The sequence below is a fragment of the Streptomyces sp. NPDC054786 genome (genome assembly GCF_053611685.1).
Genome location: NZ_JBSHAW010000046.1, coordinates 30900 through 57024, shown reverse-complemented (window position 1 = coordinate 57024; position 26125 = coordinate 30900). Strand labels below are relative to the sequence as shown.

At 70.6% G+C, this 26125-nt stretch carries 24 protein-coding genes; 9 read left to right on the top strand and 15 right to left on the bottom strand.

The features are described from left to right. Nucleotides 1–100: 100 nt before the first annotated feature. Nucleotides 101–802, top strand: coding sequence for a FadR/GntR family transcriptional regulator (locus ACWGI6_RS31600; protein WP_453270677.1), 702 nt, complete (start codon nucleotides 101–103; stop codon nucleotides 800–802). 51 nt (nucleotides 803–853) lie between these two features. Here ACWGI6_RS31600 and ACWGI6_RS31595 read toward each other — a convergent pair whose 3' ends face one another. Further along, entirely contained in the window at nucleotides 854–1066 is a 213-nt protein-coding gene (locus tag ACWGI6_RS31595; protein WP_453270676.1) for a hypothetical protein, read from the bottom strand. A gap of 202 nt (nucleotides 1067–1268) precedes the next feature. Beyond that, the gene (locus tag ACWGI6_RS31590; RefSeq protein ID WP_453270675.1) at nucleotides 1269–2867 is read right to left on the bottom strand and encodes an acyl-CoA mutase large subunit family protein; all 1599 of its coding nucleotides are present in this window, start codon (nucleotides 2865–2867) and stop codon (nucleotides 1269–1271) included. Nucleotides 2868–3037: 170 nt separating this feature from the next. Between ACWGI6_RS31590 and ACWGI6_RS31585 the strand changes: the two genes are divergently transcribed. After that, nucleotides 3038–3877, top strand: coding sequence for a L,D-transpeptidase family protein (locus ACWGI6_RS31585; RefSeq protein WP_453270674.1), 840 nt, complete (start codon nucleotides 3038–3040; stop codon nucleotides 3875–3877). Nucleotides 3878–4232: 355 nt separating this feature from the next. On the opposite strand, the gene ACWGI6_RS31580 is transcribed toward ACWGI6_RS31585, so the two are convergent. The 3 genes from ACWGI6_RS31580 to ACWGI6_RS31570 all read right to left on the bottom strand — a co-directional run bounded on the left by ACWGI6_RS31580 (nucleotide 4233) and on the right by ACWGI6_RS31570 (nucleotide 8399). Continuing rightward, nucleotides 4233–5273, bottom strand: coding sequence for a hypothetical protein (locus ACWGI6_RS31580; RefSeq protein ID WP_453270673.1), 1041 nt, complete (start codon nucleotides 5271–5273; stop codon nucleotides 4233–4235). After that, nucleotides 5273–6076, bottom strand: coding sequence for an RNA polymerase sigma factor (locus tag ACWGI6_RS31575; protein ID WP_453270672.1), 804 nt, complete (start codon nucleotides 6074–6076; stop codon nucleotides 5273–5275). Before ACWGI6_RS31575 ends, ACWGI6_RS31580 begins: the two co-directional genes overlap by 1 nt. 610 nt (nucleotides 6077–6686) lie before the next feature. Then, nucleotides 6687–8399, bottom strand: coding sequence for a beta-N-acetylhexosaminidase (locus ACWGI6_RS31570; protein WP_453270671.1), 1713 nt, complete (start codon nucleotides 8397–8399; stop codon nucleotides 6687–6689). 194 nt (nucleotides 8400–8593) lie between these two features. On the opposite strand from ACWGI6_RS31570, the gene ACWGI6_RS31565 reads away from it, so the two are divergent. The 5 genes from ACWGI6_RS31565 to ACWGI6_RS31545 all read left to right on the top strand — a co-directional run bounded on the left by ACWGI6_RS31565 (nucleotide 8594) and on the right by ACWGI6_RS31545 (nucleotide 12955). Beyond that, the gene (locus ACWGI6_RS31565) at nucleotides 8594–9328 is read left to right on the top strand and encodes a 2-oxo-4-hydroxy-4-carboxy-5-ureidoimidazoline decarboxylase (protein ID WP_453270670.1); all 735 of its coding nucleotides are present in this window, start codon (nucleotides 8594–8596) and stop codon (nucleotides 9326–9328) included. Between the two features lie 203 nt (nucleotides 9329–9531). Continuing rightward, the gene (sdhC, locus tag ACWGI6_RS31560; protein WP_393906646.1) at nucleotides 9532–9912 is read left to right on the top strand and encodes a succinate dehydrogenase, cytochrome b556 subunit; all 381 of its coding nucleotides are present in this window, start codon (nucleotides 9532–9534) and stop codon (nucleotides 9910–9912) included. A 6-nt stretch (nucleotides 9913–9918) separates the two neighbouring features. Next, on the top strand, nucleotides 9919–10407 hold the full coding sequence (locus ACWGI6_RS31555; protein WP_393906645.1) for a succinate dehydrogenase hydrophobic membrane anchor subunit: 489 nt from the start codon (nucleotides 9919–9921) through the stop codon (nucleotides 10405–10407). A 20-nt stretch (nucleotides 10408–10427) separates the two neighbouring features. Next, complete coding sequence (sdhA, locus tag ACWGI6_RS31550; RefSeq protein ID WP_453270669.1) at nucleotides 10428–12182, top strand: succinate dehydrogenase flavoprotein subunit; 1755 nt, start codon at nucleotides 10428–10430, stop codon at nucleotides 12180–12182. Further along, the gene (locus tag ACWGI6_RS31545) at nucleotides 12182–12955 is read left to right on the top strand and encodes a succinate dehydrogenase iron-sulfur subunit (RefSeq protein ID WP_453270668.1); all 774 of its coding nucleotides are present in this window, start codon (nucleotides 12182–12184) and stop codon (nucleotides 12953–12955) included. The genes sdhA and ACWGI6_RS31545 overlap by 1 nt, the downstream gene beginning before the upstream one ends. Here ACWGI6_RS31545 and ACWGI6_RS31540 read toward each other — a convergent pair. The 7 genes from ACWGI6_RS31540 to ACWGI6_RS31510 all read right to left on the bottom strand — a co-directional run bounded on the left by ACWGI6_RS31540 (nucleotide 12939) and on the right by ACWGI6_RS31510 (nucleotide 19693). Beyond that, the gene (locus ACWGI6_RS31540; RefSeq protein WP_453270667.1) at nucleotides 12939–13796 is read right to left on the bottom strand and encodes a hypothetical protein; all 858 of its coding nucleotides are present in this window, start codon (nucleotides 13794–13796) and stop codon (nucleotides 12939–12941) included. The two genes, ACWGI6_RS31545 and ACWGI6_RS31540, sit on opposite strands and share 17 nt — an antisense overlap. Before the next feature lie 416 nt (nucleotides 13797–14212). Further along, the gene (locus tag ACWGI6_RS31535) at nucleotides 14213–14719 is read right to left on the bottom strand and encodes an FBP domain-containing protein (protein ID WP_453270666.1); all 507 of its coding nucleotides are present in this window, start codon (nucleotides 14717–14719) and stop codon (nucleotides 14213–14215) included. Nucleotides 14720–14797: 78 nt separating this feature from the next. After that, a complete protein-coding gene (locus ACWGI6_RS31530; protein WP_453270665.1) occupies nucleotides 14798–15979 on the bottom strand; it encodes a S8 family peptidase in 1182 nt (393 codons plus the stop codon). A 115-nt stretch (nucleotides 15980–16094) separates the two neighbouring features. Continuing rightward, entirely contained in the window at nucleotides 16095–17522 is a 1428-nt protein-coding gene (locus tag ACWGI6_RS31525) for a hypothetical protein (protein WP_453270664.1), read from the bottom strand. A 56-nt stretch (nucleotides 17523–17578) separates the two neighbouring features. Next, a complete protein-coding gene (locus ACWGI6_RS31520; protein WP_453270663.1) occupies nucleotides 17579–17890 on the bottom strand; it encodes a hypothetical protein in 312 nt (103 codons plus the stop codon). 212 nt (nucleotides 17891–18102) lie between these two features. Beyond that, entirely contained in the window at nucleotides 18103–19380 is a 1278-nt protein-coding gene (locus ACWGI6_RS31515; protein ID WP_453270662.1) for a metallophosphoesterase, read from the bottom strand. 22 nt (nucleotides 19381–19402) lie between these two features. Then, nucleotides 19403–19693, bottom strand: coding sequence for an SCO4848 family membrane protein (locus tag ACWGI6_RS31510; RefSeq protein WP_453270661.1), 291 nt, complete (start codon nucleotides 19691–19693; stop codon nucleotides 19403–19405). Nucleotides 19694–19703: 10 nt separating this feature from the next. On the opposite strand from ACWGI6_RS31510, the gene ACWGI6_RS31505 reads away from it, so the two are divergent. Then, nucleotides 19704–21128, top strand: a complete 1425-nt coding sequence (locus ACWGI6_RS31505; protein ID WP_453270693.1) for a D-alanyl-D-alanine carboxypeptidase family protein — start codon at nucleotides 19704–19706, stop codon at nucleotides 21126–21128. 225 nt (nucleotides 21129–21353) lie between these two features. Here the strand turns inward: ACWGI6_RS31505 and ACWGI6_RS31500 are convergent, their stop codons facing one another. From ACWGI6_RS31500 to trpS, 3 genes are all read right to left on the bottom strand, one after another. Further along, complete coding sequence (locus ACWGI6_RS31500; protein WP_453270660.1) at nucleotides 21354–22316, bottom strand: YihY/virulence factor BrkB family protein; 963 nt, start codon at nucleotides 22314–22316, stop codon at nucleotides 21354–21356. 289 nt (nucleotides 22317–22605) lie between these two features. Then, nucleotides 22606–23190 (bottom strand): 2'-5' RNA ligase family protein, encoded by a 585-nt coding sequence (locus tag ACWGI6_RS31495; protein WP_393906634.1) that lies wholly within the window; start codon nucleotides 23188–23190, stop codon nucleotides 22606–22608. Between the two features lie 204 nt (nucleotides 23191–23394). Further along, nucleotides 23395–24405 carry a tryptophan--tRNA ligase gene (trpS, locus tag ACWGI6_RS31490; RefSeq protein ID WP_393906718.1) on the bottom strand — a complete coding sequence of 337 codons (1011 nt, stop codon included), beginning with the start codon at nucleotides 24403–24405 and terminating at the stop codon, nucleotides 23395–23397. Nucleotides 24406–24752: 347 nt separating this feature from the next. Here trpS and ACWGI6_RS31485 point away from each other — a divergent pair, with 347 nt between their 5' ends. Further along, nucleotides 24753–26036, top strand: a complete 1284-nt coding sequence (locus tag ACWGI6_RS31485) for a cytochrome P450 family protein (RefSeq protein ID WP_453270659.1) — start codon at nucleotides 24753–24755, stop codon at nucleotides 26034–26036. The last annotated feature ends 89 nt before the right edge of the window (nucleotides 26037–26125 follow it).

Here is a 26125-nt window from a genome sequence, read left to right as displayed (position 1 = left end):
TGCGGTCCCCAATGAAACTCATTAGGTACGACGTATTCAAGAGCCTGTGACGCAAACGTCATACTTAATTGGTCGGGGTGCGGGAACGTAGGCTTGCCCCATGGAAAACGAGGGGAAGGGACTGCACGCCCGTGTGCTGGAGTCCCTCGGACCCGCGATCACCGCGGGCGACTACCCTCCGGGCACGATCCTGCGCACGGACGAGCTGGAGCAGCGCTTCGACGTCTCACGCACGGTCATCCGCGAGGCGATCCGGGTACTGGAATCCATGCAGCTGGTCGCCTCCCGGCGCCGCGTGGGGGTGACCGTCCGCCCCACCGAGGAGTGGAACGTCTACGACCCGCGGGTGATCGGCTGGCGGCTGGCCGGCCGGGACCGCTCCCGCCAGCTGCGCTCGCTGACCGTGCTGCGCTCGGCGATCGAACCGGCCGCCGCGGGCCTCGCCGCCCAGCACGCCACCCCCGCGCAGTGCGCCGAACTCACCGAACAGGCCATGGGCATGGTCGCCACCTCACGCGGCCAGCAGCTCGACGCCTACCTCGTCCACGACATGGCCTTCCACCGGGTCGTACTGACCGCCTCCGGCAATGAGATGTTCGCCCGGCTCGGCGATGTGGTCGCCGCCGTCCTGACCGGCCGCACCCAGCACCATGTGATGTTCACCGACCCCGACCCGGCCGCGGTCACCCTCCATGTCCAGGTCGCGGAGGCGGTACGCACCGGCGACGCGGCGCGCGCGGAGTCCCTGACCCGCGAGATCACGGCCGGTGCGATGGCCGAACTGGACGTGCTGGCACCGTAGTTGGCGTTTCGGGCGGGCACCCGTCACGGGTGAGAGGACGGGCACCCCGACTCAGAACAGCGGCTGCTGCCCCGGCATCGGCGGCTCCTCGGGGTCGAACAGCTTCTCCGCCGGCGCCATCATCGGCGCGATCCTGCGCGACCCCGGGCAGGAGATCAGCTCCAGCACCGTCCGCCGGCCGGGCGGGTCATGGCGGGCATAGCGGCCGCCGACAACGGCGATCTCTCGGGTGCAGACGGGGCACGCGCGGCGGGGTGACGACATCACACCAGTGTGACTCAGTCCAGCTCGGCGGTCACAAGTTCCCGCACCCGCCCGGCCGGCGCCCGCGCACACCGCCTTCACGGCCCCCATCGCATTGGCCGGCGCACTGCGTCCATCACGAAGCCTGCGCGGCCCGCCACATCCCCCGGGTCGTAGAGCCGCCCGCACGGTCCGTCCGTCCGGCACCCCTTCAACTGCCCACTCAGAACGCATCCGTGGGCACATACGTCCCCCACACCTCCCGCAGCGCATCGCATACCTCGCCCACCGTCGCCCTCGCCCGCAGTGCCTCGCGCATGGGGTGGAGGACGTTGTCCGTGCCCTCGGCGGCCTTGCGCAGATCGCCGAGGGCCGCCGATACCGCACGGGCATTACGGCGGTCCCGGAGCACGACGAGCCGTTCGATCTGCTGGGCCTCGATCGCCGGGTCGACCCGCAGCGGCTCGTACGGCTCCTCCTCGTCCAGCCGGAAGCGGTTGACGCCGACCACGACCCGCTCGCCGGCGTCCGTCTCCTGCGCGAGGCGGTAGGCGTTGCGCTCGATCTCGTCCTTCTGGAAACCCCGCTCGATGGCGGCCACCGCACCGCCCATGTCCTCGACCCGCCGCATCAGCGCCACGGCCGCCTCCTCGACCTCGTCCGTCATCGACTCGACGGCGTAGGAACCGGCGAACGGATCGACGGTGGCGGTCACATCGGTCTCGTAGGCGAGCACCTGCTGGGTACGCAGCGCGAGGCGGGCCGACTTGTCAGTGGGCAGGGCCATGGCCTCGTCGAAGGAGTTGGTGTGCAGCGACTGGGTGCCGCCGAGCACGGCGGCGAGCCCCTGGAGGGTGACCCGTGCCAGGTTCACCTCCGGCTGCTGGGCGGTGAGCTGCACCCCCGCGGTCTGGGTGTGGAACCGCAGCATCAGCGACTTGGGGTTCTTCGCACCGAACTCCTCCCGCATCACCCGGGCCCAGATCCTGCGCGCGGCCCGGAACTTGGCGACCTCTTCCAGCAGCGTCGTACGGGCGACGAAGAAGAAGGAGAGCCGCGGCGCGAAGTCGTCGACGTCCATCCCGGCGGCAACGGCGGTGCGCACATAGGCGATGCCGTTGGCGAGCGTGAAGGCGATCTCCTGCGCGGGCGAGGCGCCTGCCTCCGCCATGTGGTAGCCGGAGATGGAGATGGTGTTCCACCGGGGGATCTCGGCCCGGCAGTACTGGAAGATGTCCGCGGTCAGCCGCAGCGACGGCTGCGGCGGGAAGATGTAGGTCCCGCGCGCGATGTACTCCTTGAGCACATCGTTCTGAATCGTTCCGTTCAGCTGACCGGCCGCCACCCCTTCCTCCTCCCCCACCAGTTGGTAGAGGAGCAGCAGCAGCCCGGCGGGCGCGTTGATCGTCATCGACGTCGACACCTTGTCGAGCGGGATACCGCCGAACAGCACCCGCATGTCCTCGACGGAGTCGATGGCCACCCCGACCTTGCCGACCTCGCCCGAGGCGATCGGGGTGTCCGAGTCGTGGCCCATCTGCGTCGGCAGATCGAAGGCGACCGACAGCCCCGTGGTGCCGTGGGCGATCAGCTGCCGGTAGCGGGCGTTGGACTCGCGCGCGGTTCCGAAGCCGGCGTACTGCCGCATCGTCCAGGGCCGCCCGGTGTACATCGACGGGTAGACGCCACGGGTGAAGGGGTAGCTGCCGGGCGTGCCGAGGCTGCGCTCCGGGTCCCAGCCGTCCAGCGCCTCCGGCCCGTACACCGGCTCGATGGGCAGGCCGCTCTCGTTGTACCGCTCACTGCCCGACTCGTGCGCCATGGGTGTACGCCTCCCACTGAGTGACCGGCATCGGGGATACGCCTTGCTCACAGCATGCCCGCAGGTTCGCCGCCCCGCAGCACTGGGAAGAGTCTCCGATGGCCGGTCGGGCCGCCGAGATGCGGGGGTTGCGCATGCAGCGGAGCAGTGGAAGACGTACGGCGCCTGCGGTGGCCGCGGTGCTGGTGGTGGCGACGCTGGCGGTGGGCTGCCACCCCGTGACGGTCACCGGATCCGGTTCGCCGGACAGCAAGGGCACCCGCTACGCCCCCACCACCCCCGCTCCCCCGCCTCTCGGCCGTCACGCACCACCGGCCGCGGCCAAGCACACCACCGCGCCGCGCCCCCACCGCACCACCCACCACTCGCCCGCCGCCGCCCGGCCGCTCATGGCGGCCGGCTCGCGCGGCGCACAGGTCCGCGAACTCCAGGCGAGGCTGGGCCAGCTGGGTCTCTTCGACCGCGCCCCGACGGGCTACTACGCATCCGTGACCACCGCCTCGGTCCGCGCCTTCCAGCGGCGGCAGGGCCTGCCCCGTACGGGCGCCCTGCAGCCCACGGCCTGGCGGGCACTGCGGTCCCAGACCCGCCGGCCGTCGCACACCGAGCTCTACCCGCCCACCACGAGGCCGGTCGGCACCCCCGACCCGCGCTGCATGAAGGGGAAGGTGATCTGCATCAGCAAGCGGAGCAACACCCTCACCTGGAGGGTGGACGGCCGGATCGTCTCGGCGATGGATGTCCGCTTCGGCTCGCAGTACACCCCCACCCGCGAGGGCGTCTTCGCCCTCACCTTCAAGAGCCGCCACCACGTCTCGACGCTCTACCACACGGCCATGCCGTACGCGATGTTCTTCAGCGGCGGCCAGGCCGTCCACTACTCCGCGGACTTCGCCGCCCGCGGCTACAGCGGCGCCTCACACGGCTGCGTCAACGTCCGCGACAAGTCCAAGATCGCCGCCCTCTTCGACACGGTGAGGAAGGGGACCAAGGTGGTGGTTTATCACTAAGGGCTGTCCCGTAATCCCTGGCGGATCGGCGCACGGCGTCAGATGCACTGCGTTCTCCCCACGCCTTAAGGGCGCGGGGGCACCCCCACCGCTCACTCCGTCTCGGCTCCTCATTTGATGCACGGATGCCGAGCTGCATCGCAAGGCGGAGGGAGGGGAAGGAAGGGCGCGGGCAGGGCCGGGGGAACGTGCCCCGCCCGCGCCAAATGCGCGGAGCCGTAGGTACGGGGGGAACCCCGGCTCGTCGCGCAGCCGATGACCAGTCGGCTTCATTCATTACTGCGTCACGGGTTCAAAAAACGTCACACCTGGGCCGTGCCCCGGTTCAGCGCGAGCTCGCGACGTCCGGCACGGTCTAGCCGGTGGCGGATGCGCTCGGCGTGGCACTCCCGGGGTCCGGGGCGGTTGCCGAGGGGCCGGGGGCCGGGGTGGAGGTGCCGGAGCTGGGGCCGGCACCGGGCGACGGGGGCGGGTGTCCGTCGTCGTCCTCGTCGCCGCCCGACCCGCCGTTGCTCTGGCCGGATCCGCCGGTGCCGCCGCCGAAGCCGTCGTTGCCGCCCGAGCCGCCACCGTTCTGGTACCGCGCCAGGTAGGCGCGGCAGAAGACGTGCACCTTCGTCGCCCCGCCGGCCTTGCTTTCGAGGCGCCGCAGCGTGTCACGGTCCATGGTGTCCCGTTTGCCGGACTCGTAGTCCCGGCACAGGGCGAGCAGAAAGTTCTTCTTGTCCTCGTGGCCGGGAAGGGTGCCGCCGTCACCGGGCTTGCCGTGGCCGTGCCCCGTGCCGCCGCTCGGAGCGCCGCTGCCGGGTCTCGTGCCGGCGCCGGGGCTGCTGCCGGGTCTGGGGGTCTCGGCGGGTGCGGTGTCCTGTCCGCCGGGGGTGGCGTCGGGGGTCTGCGCCGTGGTGCCGTCGGTCTGGGCGCCGGGCTCCCCGGTGTTGAACGGTCCGGGGCTTTCGGCGGCGGAGACACTGGCGGCGGGTGCGGGTTCGCCGCCCCGGAAAGGGCTGGGTAGGACGCCGGTACCGGCCGCGACGGCGACGCCGCCGATGGCGCAGGCGGCGAGGGCCACGGCGAAGCCGCGCCGGAGGGGGCGGCCGAGCCGGGTGCGTTCGGCGACGTCCGCGGCGTGGGCGGTGCGTGCGCCGGGGAACGGTTCGCCGGCGGCGCGGTGGCGGGCGCCGGAGCCGCTGCGGGCAGCCTGGCGGAATGCGGCGACGGCCGCCTCTTCGCCGGGCAGCTCGACGGTTTCGGGCGTCCTTGCGGCGACCGCGGCGGCGGCATCCAGAAGCTGTTCGAGTTCACGTGCGCCGTCGCCGTGCCGGGCACTGACCGGTTCACCGCGCAGCAATTGCTCCGCGGTGTCCTTGTCGAGCCAGTTGTACCGGTCGTCGGCCATCACATGTCCTTCTGCGTTCGTGCGGCCGTTTCCGTCACACCCGGTACGTACGATTCCGCCACGCCGTCGCGGCGTCTTCTGCCCTGTACGGGCACTCCATTCACCGTTCCGCCACCTCCGTGCGGGCCCTGTACGGGCCGGCCGGAGGGGGCTCCTTCACCCTGGTCGGCGCCCTCGTCGCCGCCGTCCGGGCCGTGCTGCCGACTGCTGTCCCGACGTCCGTCCTGGTTGCCGTCCGGCTCCTCGCCGATCAGCTCGGCGAGCCGCCGCAGTCCGCGGTGTGCGGCGGTGCGCACCGCGCCGGGCCGCTTGCCGAGCACCTGCGCGGCGCTCTTGGCATCGAGCCCGACCACCACCCGGAGCACCACGGCCTCGGCCTGGTCCTGCGGCAGCCGGGCTATCAGCCGCATGGTGCGACCGGTGCCGAGGGCTTCGAGCGCCTCGCCCGCGGTGTCGGAGGCACTGGGGGTGTCGGCCAGTTCGCTTTCGTCGCCGCCGGTCGCCGGTCGGCGGCCGCGCATCCTGATGTGGTCGAGGGCGCGGTTGCGGGCGATGCGGGCGGCCCAGCCGCGGAAGCGGTCGGCGTCGCCGCTGAAGCGGGCGAGGTCGCGGGTGATCTGGAGCCAGGCCTCGGAGGCGACATCCTCCACATCCGGTTCGCTCACCAAGGTCCGTACATATCCCAGCAGTCGGGGATGCACGGCGCGGTAGACGGTACGGAACGCCGCCTCGTCACCGTCCTGTGCCGCCTGCACGGCCACCGTCAGCCGACGGTCGTCCGGCTGAATGTCGTCCCCTCGCACGGGTCCATCCTGTCGCACGCGGAATGTCCGCCGCCCGGTCCTTGCTGCATTACTGCTTCGCTCGGCCGTGTCACCGGCCTTGGCTCCCCGTTCCCGGTGTCGTTCGGGCGGGCAGTGCCCTCCGTACGCGCCGGAGACGGGCCGGCTACCGCGCGCCGCCGGCCGCGGCCGGCCGGAAACCGCCGGTAACCCGGATGTTCCCGCAGACCGTATCCCGTGTGGGCAAACGATCCGAACCCGGGATGGGGGCGCCGCCCGCTGCGGCGGCGTCGAGGGAAGAGGGGCGCCGAGCGACCGACGCTCCGGCGGAGTACGCGCACGGATCCATCTGGAACTCCCGGGGAGGAGGGCTTTTCTCCCGCCGCGGCCGACGGCCTGAACAGTGCGCCGACCGGCGCGGATCCGCACGTTACGGGCCTGTCCCGGCCTGCGTCCAGACCACTGGCCGTACGCCTGCCCGTACCCCGTGTGACGCTTTCGCGCCGTCTGGCGCTGTACCGGATAGGGGGCCGTCACAGGCCCTTCGCGAACGACGGCCGGGGCCTCTCCTGTGGGGGGTGGCGGCCCCGGCCGTCCTCGTTCTCTCACCCGTTTCTTACCGGGTCGTCTCTCACACCCGGCCGGCCAGCGCCTTGAAGTCCGTCCAGGACAGGGCGGGCGTCCGCGGGTCCCAGGTCTTCTGCGCCAGCGCCGCCAGCGGCAGCTGGATTCCGGCCGCCACCTGCGCCGCCGTCTGCGCCTGGGACCGGTCGCACCAGATCGCGAAGCGCGCCCCGGGGATGCGGTCCGGGCCCGTCATGCTCACGGGCACCGCCACCGGCTGGGTGCCGCGGATCACCCGCGGGGTCCAGCTCTGGTAGATCCGCTGCCCGGTCGGATAGGTGAACTGATTGGGCTCGCCGAGCACGTAGTAGAGGTACTCGTCGTTGAAGTTCATGACGTTGCGGCCCTCGCGCAGGAATTCCGCGGGGTCACGCTTGCCGGCCTCCTTGCCGGTCCAGTAGTCGACCATCCGGTTCTTGTCCGCGGCCACGACCCCACCGGCGAAGAATCCGTCGTTCCAGGCCTCGACGCGGTTCTTGCCCTTGGCCGCCACGGTCTTCTGCCGGTCGTTGAGCCAGCCGGTCGTCAGGTCCTCGATGGTGCCGCGGGAGCCGTACTTCTGCCGCGCGGCCCGCGCCAGCTGCGGATACGAGGCGGCGGGGGAGGACGACATCAGCGCCTGGTACTCGTCGCCGCCCAGGTGCCAGTACGCCGGGGCGCCCTTGGGGTTGGTGAACAGCTCACTGAATTCCCGCAGCAGCGAGTCGACCAGCGGGGCCGACTTGGGGTTGGAGATGTCGATCGCGCCATGGATCACCCGGCCCTGGGCGTTGCGCAGCTGCAGAGCGGGATAGTGGTCGAGCACGGCGCCCAGGTGGCCGGGCGAGTCCAGCTCCGGGACGACGGAGATGTGCAGGCTGCGCGCGAGCGCGATGATCTGGCGGACCTGGGCCTTGGTGAGATGGTCGGCGGAGACGATCTCGGGGTGGGTGTCGCTCTGGATGCGGAAGCCCTGGTCGTCGGAGAAGTGCAGCTGGAACTGGTTGAGCTTGAGGTCGGCGATCTCCCTCAGCCGGGCCTCGATCCAGTCCTGGGTGAACGGCTTCCGGGCGTTGTCCAGCGACAGTCCGCGCTGCGGGCGGCCCGGCCGGTCCTGGATGGTGCCCTCGGGAAGTCCGCCGGCGGCGTGGACGGCCTGCTTGACGGTGCGGGTGCCGTAGAAGATTCCGGCGTCGGTGGGAGCCGTGAGAGTGAGCTTGGTGCCGCCGGCGGTGAGGGTGTAGGCCTCGTCGGCGGCGCCCTGGACGGGAACGTTGTTGTCACTGTTCTTGCCCGTCAGCTTCACCTCGATGTCGCCGGGCCGTACCTTCTGGTCGCCGTAGACGACGGTGAGTCCGAGGTCACGGGCCATCAGCTGGGCCTCGTCGGCGACATTGCTCTTCTCGCCGGCCGGCACCACCACACGGGCCCCCTTGGACGGGCGCCAGCCGCGCCCCTCGGCCCGGCGGAAGTCCCGGACGGCGGGGATGACCTGCGGTGATCCGGTCACCGGCGCCCACGTCGGGGTGGCGTCGGACGAGGGGTTCACCTTGGCGCTGGTGCTCCCGGGCGGCTCGGTGTCGGCGGCGCCGGAGCAGCCGGCGAGCAGCAACGCACCGGTGAGGGCCGCGGCCGACAGCGTGTACCGGGCCGTCGGGGCGGTCCGCGTACTCGGGCTCGTCAGGGGGCGCAGGGAGGCCGAGGGCCGCGGGGCGCGCGGCGGCCGCATCGGATTCGACATCGTGCAATCCTCACTTTTCGGGGCGAAGGCATTGCCAGGTGCGCGGAGCCGGTCGTCCACCGAAGGCACGAAAGCTCTCCCATCCGGGTGAAATTCGTGCATCCATCGGACAGCGAACGACAAGCGTCGTTAGCGTGGCGGTTCCGGTCGGCACCCCTTCACAGGGCCCTCCGGAACCACCGGACACGGCCGGGGTGTCGTGTCACACGCACCACCGTCACACCCGCCGCCGCTTCCTACGCGTCCCGGCTTCGGTCCGCTTCCCCCAGCTTCCGTCAGTCGCCCGTCCCGCACCCGTCGAACCGATCCATTCGCATCCGTCCGAGGAGCCCACGCTGTCCGGTGACACCCCGGCCGCCCGGCCGACGACGCTGCGTCATCCGCAGCCCCCGTGGTGCGGCATATCTTCACGGGCCCCCGGATCCGCCCTGCCCCGCCCCCGTCGTGAGGACATCGGGCTCGGCCGTTTCAACGCCCTGACCCCGGACGACACCCTGACCGCGCTCCTGAGCTGCTGCGGCAGCCGCCGCTGGGCCGAGCGGGTTGCCGCTCACCGTCCGTACCCGGATCCGGAGTCCCTGCTCGCCGCCTCCGACGAGGCCTGTTACGACCTGACCGCGGCCGAGCTGGACGAGGCGCTCGCCGAGGAGTCCCTCTCGTCGCAGCCGCTCGTCGGCGCCCGCGGGCCCGGCACCCTCGCCGCCCACACCGCACTGCGCGCGGCACATGCCGAGTACGAGCGGCGGTTTCGCCACGTCTTCGTGATCTGCCTGGACGGCTACCGCGACGACGAGCTGCTCGACCAGGTGCTGTCCGGCATCCGCACCCGGCTGGGCAACGAACCGGACGAGGAGCGGGCGGTCGCCGCGGACGAACTGCGCCGGCTGGCCCGCGGACGGCTGGCGCGGCTGATGAGCTCCGGACAGTAACGGATCAGGGCCTTTGGCCGGTAAAGTCTGGTTCGTACTTGTGTGATAGCCCGTTGGTGCCTGTTTGATCACACCTAAGGACCCCGGCGCAAGGAACCGACAACACGTCGCTACGATGGCCAGGGCCGGTGGACCGTACCCGGCCGGGCCCGACCGACAGAGAAGCCGGCTGGCCCCAATCCCCGCTCCCGGAGGGTTTTTCCGTGCCGGCTGGAACGCTGTACCGCGGCCGGGAAGGCATGTGGTCCTGGGTGGCTCATCGAGTCACCGGCGTCCTCATCTTCTTCTTCCTGTTCGTACACGTCCTCGACACCGCTCTCGTACGCGTCTCCCCCGAGGCCTACGACAACGTCGTTGCGACATACAAGACGCCGATCGTCAACGTGATGGAGTACGGCCTGGTGGCCGCCATCCTCTTCCACGCGCTCAACGGCCTGCGGGTCGTCGCCGTGGACTTCTGGTCGAAGGGCCCGAGGTACCAGAAGCAGATGCTGTGGACGGTTGTCGGTGTCTGGGTCGTGCTGATGGCCGGTGCCTTCTACCCCGTGCTGCAGCACACCCTGCGCACGCTGTTCGGGAGCTGACGCGAGATGTCCGCTGAAACCACCTCCGCAGGTGCCACCGCGACGGGTGCGCCCGACAACGTCCCGCTCTACGACGTGGACCACCCGGCTCCGGTCATCGAGCCGCCGCGCAAGCGCACGAGGAAGACCGGGCGTGCGTCCCGGGGCAACTTCGAGCTGCAGGCCTGGCTGTTCATGCGGCTGTCCGGCATCGTGCTGGTCGTCCTGGTCCTGGGTCACCTGCTGATCCAGCTGGTCCTTGACGGCGGCGTCTCCAAGATCGGCTTCGCGTTCGTGGCCGGCCGCTGGGCCTCGCCGTTCTGGCAGGTCTGGGACCTGGCGATGCTCTGGCTCGCCATGCTGCACGGCGCCAACGGCCTGCGTACGGTCATCAACGACTACGCGCAGCGGGACAACACCCGCTTCTGGCTGAAGATGCTGCTGTACACCGCGACGGTGTTCACCGTCCTTCTGGGCACGCTGGTGATCTTCACCTTCGACCCGAACATCTCCTGAAGCCGGGGCTGACTGGAACCATGAAGATCCACAAGTACGACACCGTCATCGTCGGCGCCGGTGGCGCGGGCATGCGTGCGGCCATCGAGTCGACCAAGCGCAGCCGCACCGCGGTCCTGACGAAGCTCTACCCGACCCGCTCCCACACCGGCGCCGCCCAGGGCGGTATGGCTGCCGCCCTCGCGAACGTCGAGGAAGACAACTGGGAGTGGCACACCTTCGACACGATCAAGGGTGGCGACTACCTGGTCGACCAGGACGCCGCCGAGATCCTCGCGAAGGAGGCCATCGACTCGGTCCTCGACCTCGAGAAGATGGGCCTGCCGTTCAACCGCACACCGGACGGCACGATCGACCAGCGCCGCTTCGGCGGTCACTCCCGTAACCACGGTGAGGCCCCGGTCCGCCGGTCCTGCTACGCCTCGGACCGCACCGGCCACATGATCCTCCAGACGCTGTACCAGAACTGCGTCAAGGAGGGCGTGGAGTTCTTCAACGAGTTCTACGTGCTCGACCTGCTGCTCCAGGACGTCGACGGCGTCAAGAAGTCCGCGGGCGTCGTCGCGTACGAGCTGGCCACCGGCGAGATCCACGTCTTCCAGGCGAAGGCGATCATCTTCGCTTCCGGCGGCACCGGCAAGTTCTTCAAGGTGACCTCCAACGCGCACACCCTGACCGGTGACGGCCAGGCCGCGGCCTACCGCCGCGGGCTGCCGCTGGAGGACATGGAGTTCTTCCAGTTCCACCCGACGGGCATCTGGCGCATGGGCATCCTCCTCACCGAGGGTGCGCGCGGCGAGGGCGGCATCCTTCGCAACAAGGACGGCGAGCGCTTCATGGAGAAGTACGCGCCCGTCATGAAGGACCTCGCGAGTCGCGATGTGGTCTCGCGCTCCATCTACACGGAGATCCGCGAGGGCCGCGGCTGCGGTCCGGACGGCGACCACGTCTACCTGGACCTCACCCACCTGCCGCCGGAGCAGCTGGACGCCAAGCTCCCGGACATCACCGAGTTCGCGCGGACCTACCTCGGTATCGAGCCCTACACGGACCCGATCCCGATCCAGCCGACCGCGCACTACGCCATGGGCGGCATCCCGACCAACGTCGAGGGTGAGGTCCTGGCGGACAACACCACGGTCGTGCCGGGCCTGTACGCCGCCGGTGAGGTGGCCTGTGTCTCCGTGCACGGCGCCAACCGCCTGGGCACCAACTCGCTCCTGGACATCAATGTCTTCGGGCGCCGGGCCGGCATCGCCGCCGCCGAGTACTCCGCGGGCGCCGACTTCGTCGAGCTCCCCGAGAACCCGGCGCAGCAGGTCATCGACCAGGTCGAGCGGCTGCGCAGCTCCAACGGCACCGAGCGGATCACCGAGATCCGCAAGGAGCTGCAGGAGTGCATGGACGCCAATGTGATGGTGTTCCGCACCGAGCAGACGATCAAGACCGCGGTCGAGAAGATCGGCGAGCTGCGCGAGCGCTACCTCAACGTGTCCGTCCAGGACAAGGGCAAGCGGTTCAACACCGACCTCCTGGAGGCCATCGAGCTGGGCAACCTGCTCGACCTGGCCGAGGTCATGGCGGTGTCCGCGCTGGCCCGCAAGGAGTCCCGCGGCGGTCACTACCGCGAGGACTACCCCAACCGCGACGACGTCAACTTCATGCGGCACACCATGGCGTACCGCGAGGTGGGCGCAGACGGCACCGAGTCGATCCGCCTCGACTACAAGCCGGTCGTGCAGACCCGCTACCAGCCGATGGAGCGTAAGTACTGATGAGCACCCCGACTCTCGACAAGCACTCCGCGGCACTGGACGCGGCCGAGGACGGCGCTTCGCAACTGATCACGGTCACCTTCCGGATCCGCCGGTTCAACCCGGAGGTCTCGGAGGACGCCAGCTGGGAGGACTTCCAGCTGGAGATCGACCCGAAGGAGCGCGTCCTGGACGCCCTCCACAAGATCAAGTGGGAGCTGGACGGGTCGCTGACCTTCCGTCGTTCCTGCGCCCACGGCATCTGCGGCTCGGACGCCATGCGCATCAACGGCCGCAACCGCCTCGCCTGCAAGACGCTGATCAAGGACATCAACCCGGAGAAGCCGATCACGGTCGAGGCCATCAAGGGCCTGACCGTGCTGAAGGACCTTGTCGTCGACATGGAGCCCTTCTTCCAGGCGTACCGCGATGTGATGCCCTTCCTCATCACGACCGGCAACGAGCCGACCCGTGAGCGGCGCCAGTCCGCCGAGGACCGCGAGCGCTTCGACGACACCACCAAGTGCATCCTGTGCGCCGCCTGCACGTCCTCGTGCCCGGTGTTCTGGAACGACGGCCAGTACTTCGGCCCGGCGGCGATCGTCAATGCGCACCGCTTCATCTTCGACTCGCGCGACGAGGGCGGCGAGCAGCGGCTCGAAATCCTCAACGACAAGGACGGCGTCTGGCGCTGCCGGACGACCTTCAACTGCACGGACGCCTGCCCGCGCGGTATCGAGGTCACCAAGGCCATCCAGGAAGTCAAGCGGGCACTGATCACCCGGCGCTTCTGAGGCCGGCGGCGATCCGGGTTCCGACCCGGCCGCCGAGCAGAGCCGGTACGTCCCGAAGGGCCTCGCCTCCATGTCCACGGAGGCGGGGCCCTTCGGCATCACCCGCCGTGTCCCGCGCCGGGTACACGAGCACCGGCGGCAGCGCCTCGTCCACCAGCGCCAGCGGGTGGTCACAGCAGAAGTACGAGGGGACGAAGACCAGGCCGCGTCCCTGCAGATGCAGCTCCCGCTCCACCGGATAGCCGACCTCCAGCACCGGCGGCCGCCAGCGCATCGGCGCCCCGAACGTCCGCAGCATCGCCTCCATCCCGGACTGCCCCAGCGCATGCTTGCGCAACTCCCGGTCCGCGCCGACCCGTTGGGCGATCCGCGGCCAGGCCGGCGCCACCGCCAAATGGTGGTACGTCCGCAGGCTGCGCGCGAGCCGGCGCAGTGCGGCCGGCTCGCCCTCGCCGATACCGCGCGCCCATCCCGGCAGCGCCCGGTGCCCCGACAGCCGTGTCAGCTCGGTCCGCAGCCGCTGCCGCGGGGTGCTCATCACGGCCTCCAGACCGGACTCGACCCCGTACTGGGACGCGGACGGCGTGAGGAAGTCCGGGAAGTACCCGTAGAGCGGGACCAGCGCGAACAGCGTCCGCAGCGGCCCCGGCCCGTGCCGCACGGCGTGCTGCCGCCAGGCCGCCAGCGCCGGATCGGTCCGGTCCTCCCGCAGACTGTGCAGGCTCAGCACCGTCTCCCAGAGCGGGTCGGCCCCGTCGGCCACTCGCGTACGCGCCAGATCCTGCGCGGTGAAGTGCACTCGCAGCACATCGACCCCCTGCTTCTGCGCCGCTCCCCTCACGGCGTGGACACGAGGATCTGTCCGACGGGTGGATGGTGGCAAGCAGAACCGGCGGGTAGCATCCGGCACTCTGCCCGGAGATTTCCCCCACCCCTTCAGGCGGGCCGCAGCGCCCTCGCCGCCGGTGCCTCGTCCTGCGCCCGGCGACTCCCGCATGACCTGCGCGGATACCCCCCGGCCGGCTCGACGTCGCGTCAAATCAACTGCCACGCCCTCAAGTTGGGCCGTCTGCCGCCCGACGAAGCCACCGGAGGGCCCACAGGGCGTCAGCCCGGGTCCACCCTGCCCACAGGGCACCAAGGCACGGAGGTCGTCGGTATTCGGCCCCGCGGCGAGACCTTCCGGAGAACCCGTGGCCGCAAAGGAAGGAGGGGGAGCGGATGCCCCCGCTCCCCCTCCTGCTCCCCTCCGGTCCGCTACCGCTCCCCCTCAAGCACCTTGTCCAGAAAGACATCCAGGTTCCGTACGGTGCGTGCGATCCGCTCCTCCAGCGGCAGCGTCTCCTCGTGCCGCCCGGCGAGCTGGGACCGCTTGCGCCCGCGGACGTAGAGGGAGCAGGCGAGGTCGGCACACAGGTACGTCCCGACGGTGTTCCCCTGCCGCCCCAGCGGCCCGGCGCGGCGCGCGGCGAGCAGGCTGACGCCGGATCCCGGATGCCCGGTCACACAGACCGAGCAGACCGTCGTCTTCGTGAAGCTCCGTCGCACGCCCTGCGGCACCCGCAACGTCACCCCGACGATCCCCTCGCCCCGCGGCGCGACCAGATAACTCCGGTCCGGCGCCCCCGGATCACGCCACCCCAGAAAGTCCAGGTCCCCCCAGGGGAGTTCGGCCAGCCCCACGGGCAGATGGAGTCTGCTCGCCTCGCCCTTCGAGCAATTGACGAACGAGGCACGTATGGCTTTTTCACCTACGGGGTCCATGGTTGGGGAAGCTAACAGCGCCCCGGGGCCACGTCTTCCGAATTTCTCCCCGCCGGGGCGGGCCGTGGCAGTCCCGGCTCAGCCCCAGGCCTGGTTACGGGGGTTGTTGCGGCGGCGGACGGCGACCACGACGGCGATGATGATGCCGGCGATGACGACCACGCCGAGTCCGATACCGCCGTAGAGCATGACTGCTTGCTTGCCACCCATGGGCGGGTTGGGGTCGTAGCCCTTGTCGGCGGCGTTCTGGGACACCTTGTCATCCGGCATCGGCAGCGGCCCCTGCTTGGAGCCTGCTGAGATGTTCTTCCGCAGGGCAGGGCCGGGCTGGATGAAGCCGTAGCCGTAGTGGGCGTCCGGAAGCTTGAGGTGCTCGTCCTTCTCCGCCTGTCCCAATCCGGCAGTCTTGACGAGGCGGTTGGCAATCTGGCCGGGAGTGAGGTCCGGGAACTTCTGCTTGAGGAGAGCCGCTGCCGCGGAGACATATGCGGTGGCGGCCGAGCTGCCGTCGGCAGCCGTCCGATAGTCGGAGTCGCTCTTGCCCATGGCGACGGGAACCTTCACTCCGGGCGCGAGCAGATCCATGTCGGAGTTGTAGTTGTTGTCGTCGGACGCCTTGCCGTACTCATCTACCGAGCCGACACCGATCGCTCCTTTGCAGCCCACCGGATAACTCTTCTGGGACCAGCCGTCGTTACCCGCAGCAGCCACGACCACTACGCCCTTTTTCAGGGCGTACTGGATGGATTCACACATGTCACCCATCACACCCCCGCCATAGGACATGTTGATGACATCCGCACCGTGTTCCACAGCCCACCGCGTGGCCTGCCCGCTGTTTTTGTACTGTGGAACGGGGAGGATCTTCGCGTCGGGAGCCAGCCCCTTGACGCCCTGGGAGCCATTCGGGCCGTGTCCGTGACCTGCGATGATTCCGGCCATCGCGGTGCCGTGATCGCGAATGTCCTGATTCGGCGAAAGGTGCTTCGCTCCCTCGGCTTCCGCCGTCTTTCCGAAATCCGGCCCGGGCAGGAACTGCCCCTTCAGGTCTTGATGGGTCTCCCGAAAGCCGCTGTCGAGTACAGCAACTGTTACACCCTTACCCGTGGCGTCCTTCCAGAGCTGCTGGGCCCCGAACGCTTCCAACGGCCATAGATCCTTGCGTACTTGATCCGCGGAGGCGGTCCCGCCCGCGGCCAGCAGCAGCGCTCCGGTCAGCGCCGCACCCACCGTCGCGCGCAGTGTTCGGGTGACCCTCATCCTTCGCTCCTTCTTGCTGTGCTGTCCGGGCGGCATTGTTCCGTCTGAGGAAAAGCCCCGCACATCCGGGTGCGGGGCCATGCCTCAAGGGGCCGCAGGCGACGTTATCGCCGGCTCACTCGATGACGCGAGGGGCAACATTACGTTGCGGGGTCCAGGTCTCCTCGTCCTCGACGAGGTAGTCGGGACGCTGCCCGGTGGTGCGCTCCTTCTCCCCCTTGCCCTTGCCCTTGGCTCCGGCGGCGCCTGCCATGCCTGCCTGCTTGCCGCCACGGCTGCGGTGCAGCCCCGAGCCGCCCTGCTTGGCGCCGCCCGCCGGGCCGCCCGGCCTGCCGGCCATTCCGCCGCGGGTACGTGCCTGCGGACCGCTGCGGCCGGCCTTACCTGCCGCGCCGGCCTTGCCCGCACCGGCTCCGGCACCCGGCATGCCGCCACCACGCATACCTCCGGCACCACCCGCACCGCGCGCCCCGCCGGAGCCCATGGCACCCGGCATCCCGATGACGCCGGGCGGGAACGCGCCGCCAGAGAAGCCACCGCCCGAGCCGCCGGTCACACCATGACCGCCGCCCGCCATACCCCCACCGATGGCACCTCCGCCGCCTGTCGACGGAGCGAAGGTACCGCCCTGCACGCTGTCGAGTCCGGTGGTCACAGGCAGTTCAGGTCGGTGGATCTTGGGGCCGTCGAACCCGTGGGGCACGGCGCCCCCGCCGTTGGGCGTGTGCGCGTCCGAGGATGACTGGCGCGGTCGCGGACCGCCCGTGACCGGCATGTTCACCGGCGGCGGAGGCGGAGTCGTGGACGGATGCTTCGGCCAGTCGCCCACGGGGCCGGCCGGGTCGGTCCCCTCGTTGAGCCGATTGCCCTGTCCGTCGTAGTGGGCTGCCAGCTCATCCATCACGACGACCGCTTCGACCTGGCGCTCCTTGCTCAGGGACAGATTGTCCCTGTTGAGCTCCAGGGCCATACGGGTATCCATCTTGGGATTGGCCATGTCCCGCTTGAACTGGCTGTCGTCGCCGCTGCTGTCGGTCGCCCGGTCCACGACACCCGGGTCATGGATCTTGGACATGGCCTTCTTGGCCTCGCGCAAATTGTGCGCGACACCGGCTTCCGGCCCCGACGAACGCGTGCCGATCAGCGTGGACTCGACATTCCGGGAGTGCTGGTACGTCCGGTCGATCTTCTCCAGCACCTTGCCGGCTTCCCTGCGGAACGCCTCGGCCGCCGAACCCTCCCAGTGCGCCGAGGCGTGATCGACGGCGTCCATGAAGGCCTTACGGATACCGCCATGCCCATCGTCACCGCCCAGCCGGTCCGCGGAGGCGCGCCAGTGATTTCCGGAGGTCTCGATCGCCTCAGGGTTGGCGTTCTCGATCATCGCTCGGAGCGCGTTGATGCCGTGGTGGTGGAAGTCGGAGGCGGACCGGGGAGTCAGCCGCTGCCCCTTGAACGACTTCAGCCGCTCTTCCCGCTCGTGATTCTTCCGCTGCTGCTCCATCGCCTTGGCGTTGTCGTACTCCTGCTTGGCGTCAACCATGCCGGCCCCCCTTCGTCTGCACCTTCGCGTCCCGCCCGCACGTCGTCACGAGCCACTCAGCCATTCATCGACGTCTTGGTCTCGTGCTCCTGGTCTTCGTACGCACCCCGGCTGGCTTCCGTCTTCTCACCGAACTTGTGGATGAGTTCCTGGAGCGCGTTGATGACCTGCGACATGTACTCCTGCATGCCGTCATGAGCCTTGGCGAGCCCCTCTGCCTCAAGGAAGTCGACCCCGAATGCCGATTTCGGAATCGTCGTGCTGTATTTCACCTTCTGGCTGGGTTCATCCATATCGGCCCGAAGGTGCCTGAGCTGACGCACGACGCTGTCCAGTTCGTCGAGATCGACCTTGAACCGCTCGCTCATGTCCCGCTCTCCCCGTTTCCGTACACCCCGCTCGCCCTCGCGCCGCGCCGTGGAGCCGGAACGGTAAGGGCAACGTAAAGTCAATAAATACTAGGGAGTTGAGCCCTGTTGTTGCAAGATCGAAAGTCATGATCTGTCCGATTTAACGCAGGATGGCTCCGCACTTTGTAGGGGGGTTGTTATCTTCGCGGCGCAGCCTCGCCGGATATCGATCACGCACGCAGCGCAGCGAGTTCGACCACCGTGATGTCCGGCGGTGCCCCCAGCCGTACCGGTGGTCCCCAGGTGCCCGCACCGCGGGTGACATAGAGCTGGGTGTCGCCGTAGCGCTTCAGGCCGGCGACGGTGGGGTTGGTGGCGGCGACGACGTAGGTGAAGGGCCACATCTGGCCGCCGTGGGTGTGGCCGGAGAGCTGGAGGTCCACGCCGAACCGCACGGTGTCGTGGATGGTGACCGGCTGGTGGGCCATCAGGACGACGGCGCGGGACGGGTCCCGGCCGCCCAGGGCCAGGTCGTAGTCCGGGCCCGCGTGTTCGGTCTGGCCCGTGACGTCGTTGACGCCGGCGAGGTCGAAGCCGGGGAGTTCGGTGCGGGCGTTCTCCAGCGGGTGGATGCCCAACTCCCGTACGTGGTCGACCCAGGGGGCCGCGCCCGAGTAGTACTCGTGGTTGCCGGTGACGAAGAACGCGCCGTGCCGGGAGCGCAGCCCGCGCAGCGGTTCGGTGGCCGGGGCCAGGTCGGCGACGCTGCCGTCGACCAGGTCGCCGACGATGGCCACCAGGTCGGGCTGGGTGCGGTTGATGGTCTCGACGATCCGCCGGGTGTGGGCGCGGCCCAGGACCGGGCCCAGGTGGATATCGCTGACGACGGCGATCCGGAAGCCGTGGGCGGCGCGCGGCAGTTTGGCCAGGGGGACGGTGACGCGCTTCACGACCGGTCCGCGGAGGGTGGTCGCGGTGCCGTAACCGACGGCGGCCGTGGCGGCGAGGGAGGCACCGGCGGCGACCGCTCGGGCGAGGAAGAGGCGGCGGGGCGGAACGGCGAGCGGCGGCAGGGCGGGGGTGCGGGGCGGGAGGAGCGTGGGCGCCTCGGAGGGGGACGGGGCGCGGGGCGGGTCGGGGGACGGTGCGGGAGCCGGGACGGCGGCGGCCGGCGGCGTCGCTCCGTCCGGCTCGCGGCCGCGGAGCGCCCATAGCCCCACCCCCCGGACCACCTCCCCCACCAGCAGCGCCAGTGTGAGATAGAGCACCAGCGCCAGCCAGAGATAGCCGGGCCAGGCCAGTGCCTGCTGGAGGGGGAAGGGGGCGCCGGCGCGGCCGGCCAGCAGGGCGGCGAGGGTCGTCAGGGGGAGGACGAAGGCGGCGGCGGTGCCCGTACGGCGCGGCCGGCTGCCCGGTGTCGTGGTGTCGCGGACGAGCCGGCACCACAGGTAGCGGTGCACGCCGAAGAACAGTCCGAGGACCGGGACCACGATCAGGGCGAAGATCACGGCGTCTCCCCGTGGCCGTGGGTCAGGAGGCGGACGAGGAGGGGGCGGTGGGCTGGTCGGACCTGCCCTGAGGGGCCTCGCGGCGCAGGGCCCGCACGCCGCGGAACCCGATCACGCCAATCGCCGTCCCCAAGAGAAAGGAAGCCACCGCGAGCAGCAGATGGACCCAGAAGTAGGCAGTCGGGTCACCCGCAGCGTCGAAGGCGAGACCGCTCCCGTCCTTGCAGAGGTTTTTGACGAAAGTGATCCAGATGAACCAGCTCCACACCCCGAAGGCGAGCAGGAACCAGGACACGGGGCGAGAGAGCTTCATGTGTCCCAGTATGGGCAGCGGCTCCATCCGGCGGTCGGCAGGGGCACTCTTCCGTGGGGTGCTGTCGGCGTCCGGGGCAAAGACGGGTACGTTCACCGACGTGCCGACGACCTTCTGTGCTTCCACGGCTTCCACCGATCCGACCTCCTCGACCGCATCGGCTGCCTCGGCCGCGACCGGCAGCGCCGGCCGCGCGGCGCGCAACGGCTTTCCCCTGCGCACCGTCGCCGCACTGGCCGCCTCCGGACTGCTGGCCGCCCCGCTGCTGGCCGGCACCGCACACGCCGATCCCAAGGCTCCCGCGCCGCCGACGAAGATGTCGCAGATCGGCGGGGACCGGCTGGGCACGCCCGGCGTCCAGGTGGCCCAGACGCCCGGTGCCCCGAAGCTGCCGGGCCCGGACGCGCTGACGGCCCGCTCGTGGATCGTGTCCGACGCCCGGTCCGGCAAGGTGCTGGCCGCCAAGAACCCGCACTGGCGGCTCGCGCCCGCCAGCACCCTGAAGATGCTGTTCGCCGACACCGTGCTGCCGAAGTTCCCCAAGGACCAGAAGCACACGGTCAAGCCCGCCGACCTGGCGGGCATGGGCGCGGGCAGCAGCCTCGTCGGGATAAAGGAGAACCTGAGCTATACGGTCCATGACCTGTGGCTGGGTGTCTTCCTGCGGTCCGGCAACGACGCGGTGCACACCCTCTCGGCGATGAACGGCGGGACGGCGGCCACCGTCACGCAGATGCAGCGGCATGCGAAGGAACTGAACGCCAACGACACCCACGTGGTGACCCCGGACGGCTATGACGCGCCGGGCCAGGTCTCCAGCGCGTACGACCTGAGCCTGTTCGCCCGGTCGGGGCTGCAGAACGCCGACTTCCGCGAGTACTGCTCGACGGCCAGCGCGCAGTTCCCCGGCGAGAAGGGCAAGGGCGGCAAGCGCGCGACGTTCGGCATCCAGAACACCAACCGGCTGCTCAGCGGCGATTACGACATGAAGCCGTACCCGGGTATCGCGGGGGTGAAGAACGGCTCCACCACCAACGCGGGGTCGACCTTCACCGGCGTCGCCCAGCGCGGCGACCGCAAGCTCCTCGTCACGGTCATGAACCCGCAGAAAAAGGAGCACAACGAGGCCTACAGGGAGGCCGCCAAGCTGCTGGACTGGGGCTTCGCGGCGGCCGACAAGGTGGAGCCGGTCGGCCGGCTCGTCGGCCCCAAGAGCGAGGACGACGGCACCGGCGCCGTGAGTGCCAAGGGCAAGGGCAAGGGCGCGCACGAGAGCACCCAGGCCGCGCTGAACAGCTCCGGCGGCGCGGGCGGCGCCTGGACCGCGGTGGGCATCGGAGGCGGCGTGCTGGCGCTGCTGGGCGTCGTGGCGTTCGCCGTGCACCGGCGGCGGCCGCTGCCGGAGCTGCTGCGGGGCCGTCAGTCCCGGAAGTGACCGCAGGGCCGGCAGTGACCGCAGTCCCGGAAGTGACCGCAGGGCCCGGAGGCAGCCGGAGTCGGCCCGGAAGTGCGCCGGGCCGAGCCGGAGTTGAGGCACGCGTCTGAGACGGTGCCGAGCCGGACGCCGGGCCGGGGCCGCGGGTGCGGCGAGCGGCAGGCAGAGGGCGAAGGGCGGAGGGCGGAGGATGGGTGACCGCGGGCGGCGCGAGGGCGGATGACGTCAGGCCGCCCGGGGCCGCTCCCGCTCCTCCGGCCCGCCCGGCGTCTCCCGCCCCTCCGGCACCTCCGGCCGCTCCGGTCCGCCCGGCACCTTGCGCTCCTCGTCCTCCGCGCGCTCCTCCCCCTCCGTGGCCGTCCAGGAAGCGCAGTACACCAGCAGCTTCGCGGTGAAGTTGATCCACAGCAGCAGCGCGACCGGGGTGCCGAAGGCGCCGTACATGCTGCGCGAGGCGACGCCCTGGAGATAGCCGCTGAGCAGCAGCTTCAGCAGTTCGAAGCCGATCGCGCCGAGGAGGCCGGCGATCACGACGGCGCGGCGCGGCGGATGGACGCCGGGGAGCCTGGTCAGTATGTAGGCGAGCAGCAGGAAGTCCGCCAGAACGGCGATGACGAAACCGGCGGCCGAGAGCAGGATGCTGCCGATGCCGCCCTCCGGAAGGCCGATCGCATCGGCCACCTTGCCGACCGCGGCGGACGCGAAGGTCGAGCAGGCGAGGGAGAGCACGGCGACGCCGCCGACCCCGAGCAGCAGGACACCGTCCCGGAGCTTGCCGAGGAAGAAGTTGGTCTTCTCGTTGTCCTTCTCCCATACGGCGCGCAGACAGTCGCGCAGCGACTCGACCCAGCCGATGCCGGTGAGCAGCAGCGCGGCACCGGCGACCAGGCCGATGGTGCCGGCGTGGTCGACGAGTGCGGCGATGTCGAGCTGTCCCGAGATGCCGGGGAGCTGCTCGGCGATCTTGCCCTCCAGCGTGTGCAGCCGGCTGTCGCTGAGCAGCGCGGCGCCGATCGCGGCGGCGACGGTGAGCAGCGGGAAGAGCGCGACGAAGCTGGTGAAGGTGATCGCGGCGGCGAGCCTGGTCCAGTGCACCCGGAGCATCCGCTCGTAGGCACGCCAGAGGTGTGTGGTCATCAGCCGGCCGGCGGCCGGGCCGATCACCGGCAGTTTGCTCAACCAGTCCATGGCGTCCCCTCGTACGGTCGAAGGCGTTCGTTGCCCTCGTGCCCTTTTGCCCGCCGGTCCGTGCAGGATGTCAGGCCGCTGTCCGGGAAGATCCGGAACGCCGGGGTGTGTCTTTGGGATCAGCCGAGATCGCGCCGCGGTCCCCGGGCGCTCGAAGGACACGCCGTCCTCGCGGTGGGGCTACCGGCGGCCCGGGTACCGGGACGCCCTGCGCCCGAGGGGGCGGCGCCGCGGCGGGTGCCGCGGGCGGTGCGCCCCTGGCCGCCGCTCCGCGGGCAGGCCGCGGCGGTCAGCAGGACGGCGCCGGCGGCCTGGAGAGATCGGCTGCCTGGCGCGGGACGCCGGCCGTCTGCGGCCCGAAGGGGTACTCCCGCTCCAGCCGCCACACCGCGTCCGGGCCCTGCTCGTAGAGCGCGAAGCCGCCGATCGTCCAGGTCGCGCAGAAGTCCCTGAGCCCGGTCTGGGCGCGGTCCATGGCCTCTTCGTCGATGCCGTGGGCGACGGTCACATGCGGGTGGTACGGGAACTGCAGCTCGCGGGCGCAGGGGCCGGAGGCGGCGCGGATCCGGGCCTGGAGGGCGGTGCAGCCCGTCACGCCCTCGGTGACCTTGACGTAGACGACCGGGGAGAGCGGCCGGAAGGTCCCGGTGCCTTCCAGGCGCAGCGGGAAGGGGCGGCAGCCGGCGGCGACCTCGGCGAGGTGGCGTTCGATGCCGGGCAGCGCGTCGGCGTGGACCTCCGTCGGCGGGAGGAGGGTGATGTGCGTGGGGATGCCGAATGCGGCGGGATCCCCGAAGCCCTCGCGCGTCCTCTGGAGGAAGCTGCCGTATGGCTCCGGGACCGCGATCGAAACGCCCAGCGTTACGGTCCCCACTGCGTTCTCCCTCCTGATGTGTGTGCGGCGCGCTCGCGCACCCTCTTAGTGTGCCGGGTGCGCGCCCTTCGCGGGGAGCGTCCTCGGTCGACTTGTGAGCGGGCATATGAACCCTCACGGGTGAGGGCCCCGGGCTCTGTGCAGCCCACGCGGCCGGGCGCGGCCCGCCGTAAGGACGCTCCCGGCCGTGCGCGGACGGTCCCGTCAGTGCTTGGCCGGCAGCAATCCGAGCCGGTCATAGGTGGTGGCGAGGGTCTCGGCGGCCACCGCACGAGCCTTCTCCGCACCCTTGGCCAGGATCGAGTCCAGCGTCTCGGGGTCGTCCAGATATTCCTGTGTACGGTCCCGGAACGGTGTGACGAATTCGACCATCACGTCGGCGAGATCCGTCTTGAGAGCGCCGTACATCTTGCCCTCGTACTTCTGCTCCAGCTCCGGGATCGTGGTGCCGGTGAGGGTGGAGTAGATGGTGAGGAGGTTGGAGACACCGGGCTTGTTCTCGGCGTCGTAGCGGATCACGGTGTCGGTGTCCGTGACCGCGCTCTTGACCTTCTTCGCGGAGACCTTCGGCTCGTCGAGGAGGTTGATCAGGCCCTTGGCGCTGGCGGCCGACTTGCTCATCTTGGCCGACGGGTCCTGGAGGTCGTAGATCTTGGCCGTCTCCTTGAGGATGTACGGCGCCGGGATCGTGAACGTCTCGCCGTAGCGGCCGTTGAAGCGCTCGGCGAGGTCGCGGGTCAGCTCGATGTGCTGGCGCTGGTCCTCGCCGACCGGGACCTGGTGGGCCTGGTAGAGCAGGATGTCGGCGATCTGCAGGATCGGGTACGTGAACAGGCCGACGGAGGTGCGGTCGGCGCCCTGCTTGGCGGCCTTGTCCTTGAACTGCGTCATCCGCGACGCCTCGCCGAAGCCGGTGAGGCAGTTCATCACCCAGCCGAGCTGGGCGTGCTCGGGCACATGGCTCTGGACGAAGAGTGTGCAGCGCTCCGGGTCGAGGCCGGCGGCCAGCAGCTGGGCGGCCGCGATCCGGGTGTTGCGGCGCAGCTCCGCCGGGTCCTGCGGGACGGTGATCGCATGCAGGTCGACCACCATGTAGAAGGCGTCGTGGGACTCCTGGAGCGCCACCCACTGGCGCACCGCACCAAGGTAATTGCCGAGGTGGAAGGAGCCGGCGGTGGGCTGAATGCCGGAGAGCACACGCGGAGGACGCTGCATGGCGGAGCCATTCCCCTGAGGGTGGTGGTGGGCGACGGGCGGGCGATCGAGAGCCATGCCATCGATTGTCTCAGGTCCGCAAGGGGCCCCGGCGCATGGTGGCAGCAGACGGTGGAGACAGCGGCGTTCCGCCCGCGGGCAGGTCGTGCCAACGGCCGCCGCGGGGCCGGACGGCGGCCTGTTCGGGGCGGCCGGGAGCTGGAATCGTGGCCCGCAGTGGCTCCGTGATGACCAGGCACAGGTCGGGTGCCGGCCGCGGCCCGACCGTGCGGGCGGCCGAAGTCGTGGCCGCGCTCATGGGCCCGTGCACCGCCCGGATCTCCGCCCCCGATCTGTGAGGACCGCCGATGACCGACGCCCGCCGTCCCGCGCCCCCGACCGGCACCGCCTGCCCCGCACGCTCCGACGGGCCGCACCCGCTCGCCCCCGGCGGCGCCGGCCGGGCCGCGGCCGATGCGCTGCTGCGGGAGGCCGGGGCGGTGGTCCCCGTCCTGCTGCCCGGGGAGGTGCCCGCGGTCGCCGTCACCCGGCACGAGGTGCTGCGCGAGGTCCTCGCGCACCCCGAAGTCGCCAAGAACGCCTGCCACTTCGCCGCCCTGCGCGACGGCACCGTGCCGCCCGGCTGGCCGCTGACCACGTTCGCCACCGTCGACGGTATGACCACGGCGGACGGGGCCGATCACCGGCGGCTGCGCGGCCTGGTGACCAAGGCGTTCACCGCGCGGCGGGTGGCGGAGCTGCGGCCCCGGGTGGCGGAGCTGACGGCCGGGCTGCTGGACGGGCTGCCCCGGGCCGCCGCGGCCGATGGCACGGTGGATCTGCGCCGGCACTTCGCCTATCCCCTGCCGATGAGTGTGATCTGTGAACTGCTGGGTGTGGACGCCGCGTTGCGCGACCGGCTGCACGAGCTGTCGAACCTGATCGTGAGCACGACCGGCACGACCGGCACGGCCGACGAGGCGCAGGCCGCCCACCGCGAGATCATCGCCGTCCTCACCCAGGTCGCCGAGGCCCGGCGGGCGGACCCGGGCGACGATCTGACCAGTGCGCTGCTCGCCGCCCAGGAGGAGGACGGCGACCGGCTCAGCGCCCGGGAGCTGGTCGGCACCCTGCTGCTGATGATCATCGCCGGGCACGAGACCACGCTCAATCTGATCACCAACGCGGTCCGGGCCCTGTGCACCGACCGCGGGCAGCTGGAGCTGGTGCTGACCGGGCGGGCCACCTGGGACGACGTGGTCGAGGAGACGCTGCGCTACGACAGCCCGGTCGCCCACTTCCCGTTCCGCTATCCGGTGCGGGACCTGGAGATCGGCGGCACGGTCGTCCCCCGCGGCACCCCGATGCTGGCCTCCTACTCCGCGGCCGGCCAGGACCCGGACGCCTACGGCCCCGACGCGGACCGGTTCGAGGTCACCCGGCGGCCCGCCGCCCGGCACCTCTCCTTCGGCCACGGGCCGCACTACTGCCTGGGGGCGCCGCTGGCCCGGCTGGAGGCGACCGTCGCCCTGGAGGCGCTGTTCACCCGCTATCCGGCGCTGGACCTCGCCGTCCCGGACGCGGAGCTGCCGCCGCACCCGAGCTTCATCGGCAACAGCACCCACGTCCTGCCGGTCCGGCTCACCGGCTGATCATGGGCCGGGCCTGCCCCACGGGCCGGGCCTGCCGCATGGGCCGGGCCTGCCGCATGGGCCGGGCCTGCCGCATGGGCCGGTTCCTG

What these genes read in the sequence shown, in the direction of transcription:
- ACWGI6_RS31600 (WP_453270677.1), top strand. Translation starts at nt 101, where the DNA reads ATGGAAAACGAGGGGAAGGGACTGCACGCCCGTGTGCTGGAGTCCCTC.
- ACWGI6_RS31595 (WP_453270676.1), bottom strand. Translation starts at nt 1,066, where the DNA reads ATGTCGTCACCCCGCCGCGCGTGCCCCGTCTGCACCCGAGAGATCGCC.
- ACWGI6_RS31590 (WP_453270675.1), bottom strand. Translation starts at nt 2,867, where the DNA reads ATGGCGCACGAGTCGGGCAGTGAGCGGTACAACGAGAGCGGCCTGCCC.
- ACWGI6_RS31580 (WP_453270673.1), bottom strand. Translation starts at nt 5,273, where the DNA reads ATGGCCGACGACCGGTACAACTGGCTCGACAAGGACACCGCGGAGCAA.
- ACWGI6_RS31570 (WP_453270671.1), bottom strand. Translation starts at nt 8,399, where the DNA reads ATGTCGAATCCGATGCGGCCGCCGCGCGCCCCGCGGCCCTCGGCCTCC.
- ACWGI6_RS31555 (WP_393906645.1), top strand. Translation starts at nt 9,919, where the DNA reads ATGTCCGCTGAAACCACCTCCGCAGGTGCCACCGCGACGGGTGCGCCC.
- sdhA (WP_453270669.1), top strand. Translation starts at nt 10,428, where the DNA reads ATGAAGATCCACAAGTACGACACCGTCATCGTCGGCGCCGGTGGCGCG.
- ACWGI6_RS31545 (WP_453270668.1), top strand. Translation starts at nt 12,182, where the DNA reads ATGAGCACCCCGACTCTCGACAAGCACTCCGCGGCACTGGACGCGGCC.
- ACWGI6_RS31535 (WP_453270666.1), bottom strand. Translation starts at nt 14,719, where the DNA reads ATGGACCCCGTAGGTGAAAAAGCCATACGTGCCTCGTTCGTCAATTGC.
- ACWGI6_RS31530 (WP_453270665.1), bottom strand. Translation starts at nt 15,979, where the DNA reads ATGAGGGTCACCCGAACACTGCGCGCGACGGTGGGTGCGGCGCTGACC.
- ACWGI6_RS31525 (WP_453270664.1), bottom strand. Translation starts at nt 17,522, where the DNA reads ATGGTTGACGCCAAGCAGGAGTACGACAACGCCAAGGCGATGGAGCAG.
- ACWGI6_RS31520 (WP_453270663.1), bottom strand. Translation starts at nt 17,890, where the DNA reads ATGAGCGAGCGGTTCAAGGTCGATCTCGACGAACTGGACAGCGTCGTG.
- ACWGI6_RS31510 (WP_453270661.1), bottom strand. Translation starts at nt 19,693, where the DNA reads ATGAAGCTCTCTCGCCCCGTGTCCTGGTTCCTGCTCGCCTTCGGGGTG.
- ACWGI6_RS31505 (WP_453270693.1), top strand. Translation starts at nt 19,704, where the DNA reads ATGGGCAGCGGCTCCATCCGGCGGTCGGCAGGGGCACTCTTCCGTGGG.
- ACWGI6_RS31500 (WP_453270660.1), bottom strand. Translation starts at nt 22,316, where the DNA reads ATGGACTGGTTGAGCAAACTGCCGGTGATCGGCCCGGCCGCCGGCCGG.
- trpS (WP_393906718.1), bottom strand. Translation starts at nt 24,405, where the DNA reads ATGCAGCGTCCTCCGCGTGTGCTCTCCGGCATTCAGCCCACCGCCGGC.
- ACWGI6_RS31485 (WP_453270659.1), top strand. Translation starts at nt 24,753, where the DNA reads ATGACCGACGCCCGCCGTCCCGCGCCCCCGACCGGCACCGCCTGCCCC.